General features: G+C 67.4%; 4 protein-coding genes. 3 read left to right on the top strand and 1 reads right to left on the bottom strand.

What is annotated here, in order from left to right; translation table 11 throughout:
* Window positions 1-77: 77 nt before the first annotated feature.
* Window positions 78-923 carry a Cof-type HAD-IIB family hydrolase gene (locus ON27_RS00845; protein WP_043717850.1) on the bottom strand — a complete coding sequence of 282 codons (846 nt, stop codon included), beginning with the start codon at window positions 921-923 and terminating at the stop codon, window positions 78-80.
* Between the two features lie 155 nt (window positions 924-1,078).
* Between ON27_RS00845 and ON27_RS00840 the strand changes: the two genes are divergently transcribed.
* The 3 genes from ON27_RS00840 to ON27_RS00830 all read left to right on the top strand — a co-directional run.
* A complete protein-coding gene (locus ON27_RS00840) occupies window positions 1,079-2,056 on the top strand; it encodes an ABC transporter permease (protein WP_043717847.1) in 978 nt (325 codons plus the stop codon).
* Entirely contained in the window at window positions 2,053-2,973 is a 921-nt protein-coding gene (locus tag ON27_RS00835) for an ABC transporter permease (protein ID WP_043717844.1), read from the top strand. Before ON27_RS00840 ends, ON27_RS00835 begins: the two co-directional genes overlap by 4 nt.
* The coding region (locus ON27_RS00830) for an ABC transporter ATP-binding protein (RefSeq protein ID WP_043717841.1) at window positions 2,970-3,613 on the top strand (644 nt) is incomplete at its 3' end. The genes ON27_RS00835 and ON27_RS00830, both read left to right, overlap by 4 nt.

Below are 3,613 nucleotides of genomic sequence, written 5' to 3'. Positions count from 1 at the left end.
GCGACGAGACGCAGCGCCGGCCGCGCAAACGCGAGCCACAAAGGGGCCGCGAACACGCCGCGACGAAGTCGCGGCAATTAGAAACCAGCCCACCAGCGTTCGAGGACGCGGGCGACTCCGTCGTCGGAGTTCGATTCGGCGATCTCGTCGGCGGCGGCGATGGCTTCGGGGTGGGCGTTGCGCATCGCGACGCCGTGGCCGGCCATGGTGAGCATGGGGACGTCGTTGGGCATGTCACCGAACGCGACGATGGTGGCCTCGTCGACGCCGAGGCGCTGGGCGACCACGGCCAGGCCCGCGGCTTTGGTGATGCCGGGCGCGGACAGTTCGATGAGCCCGTGCTCGGTCGAGTAGGTGATGTCGGCCCGTTCGCCGATCAGCGGAGCGAGCACCGTGCGCATGTCCGAGCTGCGCGCGCCCGGCAAGCGGATCAGCATCTTGATGGCGGGCGCGTCGATGACCTCCTCGCGGTCCACCGACGTGTCGTCGGGGTTCAGCCACGCGTGCTCGTAAAGCGGCGAGCTGACGAACTGCGGCGTCACCGCGTCGTGCGCGCTCTCGCCGACGCGTTCGGCCGCGAGACCGCAGCCGGGCAGGGCTCGCTCGGCGACGTCGGCGAGCCAGGCGAGCGTCGGCACGTCCAGCGTCATGCTGGCCAGCACCCGGTCGGCGGCGCTGTCGTAGATCACCGCGCCGTTGCCGCACACGCACAGCGGCGCGTAGCCCAGGCCCTGCACCACCGGGTCGATCCAGCGCGGCGGACGCCCCGTGGCCAGCACGAACGGCACACCGTCCGCGATGAGGGCGCCTACCGCCGCCTTGGTCCGCGCGGTGACCCGCTCGTCGTGATCGATGAGCGTGCCGTCCACATCGGTGGCGACCATCTTCGGCTTGGGCAGGTGCAGGGGTGTCACCCGTTCCATCCTGCCGGACGACCCGCCGACGGCGCCCGCCCCCTCGGCCGCACAAGCCTCGGACATGCCCAAACTTCACGTGGCACGCACGCAGGCAAGCGCGTCCTTATGATCGGGGGCTAATACCGACGCTGGCCCGTCCAGCCGAAAGACCATGAGGACTGATGACCGGCTTCCTGCTACGACGCGCGCTCAACTATGTCGTGCTGTTGCTGCTGGCTTCGTTCCTGACGTTCAGTCTGGCGTCTCTGACGTTCCGTCCGCTGGACAGTCTCGAACAACGCAATCCGCGCCCGCCGCAGGCAGTGATCGACGCCAAGGCCGAGGAGTTGCACCTCAACGATCCGATTCCGGAGCGCTATATCACCTGGCTCGAGGGCATTCCGAGCGGTGATTTCGGCACCACGCTGGCGGGTCAGCCGGTGAGCGAGGAACTGCCGCGGCGGGTCGCGGTGAGTCTGCGGCTGCTGATCGTGGGCTCACTGGTCGGCACGGTGCTCGGGGTTCTGATCGGCGCGGCGGGCGCGATCCGGCAGTACAAGTTCAGCGACTATTTCACTACCGTGATCTCACTGCTGGTCTTGAGCACGCCGGTCTTCCTGCTCGCGACGTTGTTGAAATACGGTGCGCTGGAGATCAATTCGCTCACCGGATCGCAGATATTCCTCTACACCGGCGAGACGTCGGCGAGCAGGATAGAAGGGTTCTGGCCGCAACTGCTCGACCGCATCCAGCACTTGGTCCTGCCCACCACCGCGCTCGCACTGGGCGCGATGGCCGGCTACAGCCGCTACCAGCGCAACGCCATGCTCGACGTGCTGCAGAGCGATTTCATCCGCACCGCCCGCGCCAAAGGTCTCACCCGCAGCAAGGCGCTGTACAAGCACGGCCTGCGCACGGCGCTGATCCCGATGGCCACGCTGTTCGCCTACAGCCTCGGCGGGCTGATCACGGGGGCGACGTTCACCGAGAAGATCTTCGGCTGGCACGGCGTCGGCGAGTGGCTGGTCGACTCGATCAACGCGCAGGACCTGTACGTGGTGGTGACGGTGACCGCGTTCGCGGGCCTGGTGGTGCTGGTGTCGGGTCTGCTGTCGGACATCGTGTACGCGATTCTCGATCCAAGGGTGCGTGTGGGATGACGGAAGCCGAGATCATCGTTCAAGGCGCCCCCGAGGTCGCCGCGACCGGACGGCGCAAGCTGGTCCTGCGGCGCTTCCTGCGCAACAAGCCCGCTGTCGCCGGGGGTCTGGTCCTCATCGCGCTGTTCGTCGCCAGCTTCGCGCTGCCGCCCCTGCTGCCCTACGACTATCAGCAACTGGACTACACCGCCCTGCTCCAGCCACCCAGCCTGGAACATCCGTTCGGCACCACCCAGATCGGTCAGGACGTGCTCGCGCAGACCCTGCGCGGCTTGCAGAAGTCCCTGGTCATCGGTCTGTGCGTCGCGCTGTTGTCCACCACCATCGCGGCCACCGCCGGTTCGCTGGCCGGACTGCTCGGCGGCTGGACCGACCGCGCGATCATGTGGCTGGTGGACCTGCTGCTGGTGGTCCCGAGTTTCATCATCATCGCGCTGTTCGCGCCGCGCACGAAGGGCAGCGGGTCCATCCTGCTGCTGATTCTGCTGCTGTCCTGTTTCGGCTGGATGATCTCCGCGCGCATCGTGCGCGGTTTGACCCTCAGCTTGCGTGATCGCGAATTCGTCCGCGCCGCACGGTACATGGGGGCGCCCACCCGCACGGTGATCCTCAGTCACGTCATCCCGAACATCGCCTCGATCCTGATCATCGACACCACCCTCACGGTCGGCTCGGCGATCATGGCCGAGACCGGGCTCAGCTTCCTCGGCTTCGGCGTGCAGCCGCCGGACGTGTCGCTCGGTTCGCTGATCGCCGCGGGGACGAAATCAGCGTTGACTTATCCCTGGCTGTTCCTGTTCGCGGGTGGTCTGCTGATCATCACCGTGCTGTGCGCCAACCTCGTCGGTGACGGGCTGCGCGACGCGTTCGATCCGGGCGCCAAGCGAGCACGGTCGAAGAAGAAGGCGAAGGCATGACGAGCGCGGGAACGACCGAGAAGACGGCCGAGACGACCTCGACCGCGCCCCTGCTGGAGATTTCCGACCTGCGGGTGTCCTTCCCCAGCGAGGAGGGACGGATCGACGCGGTTCGCGGCGTCACCTACACGGTGTCCGACGGCGAGGTGCTCGCCATCGTCGGTGAGTCCGGTTCGGGCAAGTCGGTGTCCTCGCTGGCGGTGATGGGGTTGCTGCCCGAGCAGGCGCGCGTCACCGGTTCCATCCGGTTCCGCGGACGCGAACTGCTCGCGCTCGGCGATCGCGACTTGTCCAGATTGCGCGGCAGTGCCATCAGCATGGTGTTCCAGGACCCGCTGTCGGCGCTCACGCCGGTCTACCGGGTGGGCGACCAGATCGCCGAAGCCCTGCTCGCGCACGGCAAGATGAGCAGGGGCGAAGCGGCGAAACGGGCGGTGGAGCTGCTGGATCTGGTCGGTATCCCGGACCCGGAGATGCGGGCCAAAGCGTTTCCGCACGAGTTCTCCGGCGGCCAGCGTCAGCGCGTCGTCATCGCGATGGCGATCGCGAACGATCCAGCGCTGATCATCTGCGACGAGCCGACCACCGCCCTGGACGTGACGGTGCAGAAGCAGATCCTCAACCTGCTGCGCAAGGCACG

It is taken from the genome of Nocardia asiatica NBRC 100129 (genome assembly GCF_000308415.1).
In the GTDB taxonomy this organism is placed as follows: Bacteria; Actinomycetota; Actinomycetes; order Mycobacteriales; family Mycobacteriaceae; genus Nocardia; species Nocardia asiatica.
The sequence above is the reverse complement of the archived record's forward strand: the minus strand, read 5'-3'. Positions and strand labels throughout refer to the sequence as shown.

Coding starts and splice junctions, on each gene's coding strand:
- ON27_RS00845 (WP_043717850.1), bottom strand. CDS start 923: ATGGAACGGGTGACACCCCTGCACCTGCCCAAGCCGAAGATGGTCGCC.
- ON27_RS00835 (WP_043717844.1), top strand. CDS start 2,053: ATGACGGAAGCCGAGATCATCGTTCAAGGCGCCCCCGAGGTCGCCGCG.
- ON27_RS00840 (WP_043717847.1), top strand. CDS start 1,079: ATGACCGGCTTCCTGCTACGACGCGCGCTCAACTATGTCGTGCTGTTG.